4 protein-coding genes and 1 pseudogene are annotated in these 2,882 nt (G+C 45.1%); all 5 read right to left on the bottom strand.

Annotated features, from left to right (window positions below):
- Positions 1-383: pseudogene (locus H8S65_RS20695) on the bottom strand (hypothetical protein); the annotation flags it as partial.
- A gap of 175 nt (positions 384-558) precedes the next feature.
- A complete protein-coding gene (locus tag H8S65_RS20690; RefSeq protein ID WP_186931698.1) occupies positions 559-1,083 on the bottom strand; it encodes a hypothetical protein in 525 nt (174 codons plus the stop codon).
- 145 nt (positions 1,084-1,228) lie between these two features.
- Positions 1,229-1,417, bottom strand: coding sequence for a hypothetical protein (locus tag H8S65_RS20685; protein WP_186931697.1), 189 nt, complete (start codon positions 1,415-1,417; stop codon positions 1,229-1,231).
- Between the two features lie 15 nt (positions 1,418-1,432).
- Positions 1,433-2,200 (bottom strand): glycine-rich domain-containing protein, encoded by a 768-nt coding sequence (locus H8S65_RS20680; RefSeq protein ID WP_186931696.1) that lies wholly within the window; start codon positions 2,198-2,200, stop codon positions 1,433-1,435.
- An 11-nt stretch (positions 2,201-2,211) separates the two neighbouring features.
- Positions 2,212-2,862, bottom strand: coding sequence for a hypothetical protein (locus H8S65_RS20675; RefSeq protein ID WP_186931695.1), 651 nt, complete (start codon positions 2,860-2,862; stop codon positions 2,212-2,214).
- Positions 2,863-2,882 lie beyond the last annotated feature (20 nt).

Here is a 2,882-nt window from a genome sequence, read left to right as displayed (position 1 = left end):
CAACCTGAATCTCCCCGGTTCATGTTCGTAACCATCAGGTTCAGCCAGTCACGTGCGGTTCCGGTATAGTAGTCGAAGTTCTTCTTTCGCTCCGGTGTGCCATGAAGAAAGAATTGCACATCTTGAAGGTCGTACCGGCTTGAATAGAACTGAACGGTATATTCCCAACCAAGAGATGTTTCGCGCTTGGTTACCTTTTCATTATGCCGGATCTTATATTTTGTCCCTTCGAAATCTATATAGTCGTTGATCTGAAGCTCTACCACATTGCGGGAAAGAAAAGTCAGGGTAAGCGTATGCTCTCCCATGATCTCTTCGACCGTGTAGGAGTTCTCCTTCAAATAAACGTCACAAACTACTGTATTTCCGCGCTTTATTTCCATGCTGCTAAATTATTGCTGATTCGGTTCGACAGGCCGGATAATCAAATATTATAAATGACATTCTGACTGTTGTCGTGTTTTAATATATAATCGTTACATTTGCATAGGTCGTGCCGAAAGGCGCAATATTGTTTATTTAACCGCCTCCGGTCTGTGATAGATGGGAGGCGATTTTTTAAAGTAGCCTAAACGCAAGCCCGCACACGCCAAAAGTCGTAAACAACGCTGCAATCTCACACCAGAACATCGGCTTCGTTTGAATAAACTTATACACAAAGACACCCTCCTTCTGTTTGCCGATGGCGATACAGGTATATATCAAGTATGCCATCCACACCGGAATAATAACCCACCAGAAAGGCGTACAGCCTACCCATAGCTGAGAAGATATTAAGGTCAATGCAGCCGATCCACAATGAATGCGGTTTATCCAGGCATCTTTGAAATCGGGAGCAAGGCCGACACCGATCAAACCGATACAGGCTGCTATCGCCAGTAGCCGCATGGTGAAGGTTGTGCTCAGTTCCCAGACGACCGGGAACAGGAACATAGCCGTCAGTGCCATGCTTGCACCAAAGATCAATTTATGATCAAGGGTGTAATACGTCGCACTGATCGAATAAGGCACACCTTTAGCTTTGATACAAACCGCCGCTGTATAAGCAGCGATCACCAAGAAAGAAATAATCAATAATGTCATAACCTTTGATTTTTAATCCTTATATTTGTAGCGGCTGCTCATACAGCAGCCCTCATTTTTTTCCTACGGGGGAGCTCCGCTGTGAAGCAAGGCTCCCCTTTTGGGTTCATATCTTTATGTTTATGTTTTTCGTAATTTGCAACCATCACCGGATATCTGGTATTATGACAGTTGTTATACTATCATTCCTCTCTACTATCGTACCTTCTTCGATCTTAGAGGTCGGCAAGTAGTGAGGTACGCTGATTGATTGCGCTGCCATGATGAGAGCGCAGGAGACGACTGCTAATAATGTCAGCAGGTCGGATTGGGTTGATTTGATTGTTGTTGTCATATCTTTTAGTTTTAATTATTCTTCGTATGCCCAATAGCGGATTAGGACAGTGCCGTCGCCACCTTTATTACTTGATGCGCCAGAATTTACAATCGATCCAGCTCCTCCACCATATCCCCCTCCTCCATAACCTCCATAAAGATTTGTATCCGAACGAAATCCCCCATTTTCTCCTTTTCCATCAATATAATCAGATTTACCTCCTACCTGATTTCCATACGCGCCACCACCTGCTGCATTTATCTTGCCATCTGGTTCTCCAAAATCTCGCGTTGTATGTCCCTGTCCTTTACCTTTAGTTGTACCACCTCCATCTGCACCGTCAGAACCACCATTTCTATCATTTCCGCCATTACCTCCACCACCACCAGAACCTCCATTACCTCCAGTATTATTATTTGTGTTCCCAACTTCTCCACCTTCAGCGCGGTAATTAGCATTCATAAACTGCGAATATCTGCCATTCGCGCCATTTCCACCAGCACCTACAATAATAGATATGGATTGCCCGTTTGTTACCTTGATTGCATCTCCATCCCTGCCATCGTAATACGTTCCCATCCATGTGCCAGAAGATGGTTTGATATATCCTTTACCACGATATGTTTTAGTATAGCCACCACCACTACCACCAGTACTAGCACCATTATATGCAGTATAAGCTCCTCCGCCACCACCGACAATAAAAACTTCAACCTCGGTACATCCTGCCGGAACCGTCCAAGTATAACTCCCAGCCGGGTAGAAACGCTTAATAAACAGCTTCTTTTCTCTACTACCCATCAAACTCCTTTTCATACCCCTAAATCCAAATTAAGTTCAAATGTGAGAAAATGCGGATAGTCCGCCTTTGCGTCGATAGCCTGTATTTCTTCGACGGTCGTAGCTGCCAGAGTTGCATTCCTGTTGGTCTGCATAAGATCATACGTCCTTTTCGCATAAATTTCTAATGTGAGCAGGTTCTTTTTTGCCCAATCAATAGGGACTTCAAGCGGCTGGCTGGGAGTTGTAGTCGACCACAAGGTTGTTGTTTTTTTACCGTCCGATGCCTCCGCCGGCAAAGTGCTGCCGAGAAGAGAGGTACGCAACGCGCTATTAGCCCACAGCTCTACATTGGCTATCTCTATTCCGCCCTGAGTTATCATCACGAAAAACTTTTCAGAAAACTTGTCTTGATCGGCTATCTCCTGTAGCTTCTGCTGCCGGGCGATAGTCAGTGTGTCCGGTTCGGGGGCGGGTTCAGGTTCCGGGGAAGAAGGGATTTCCATGTTCCACACTTCGAGCGGGGTTGCGTCCGGGTTCGCCTCGTGAAAGGCGATCTGATCGTCGTTAAGTAGCAGGAATGTGCCGTTGTCGTAATCCTCTAACGTTGTCCCTACATTGTAGGTGTCTCCTAATTGGACTTCACTAAAATAGAATCCAAGTTGTTTTTTAATGTATATCATATTGTTAAATTATCATACTG

Source organism: Parabacteroides hominis (assembly GCF_014287585.1).
Lineage (GTDB): Bacteria > Bacteroidota > Bacteroidia > Bacteroidales > Tannerellaceae > Parabacteroides > Parabacteroides hominis.
This window is presented reverse-complemented; position numbering and strand designations above follow the sequence as displayed.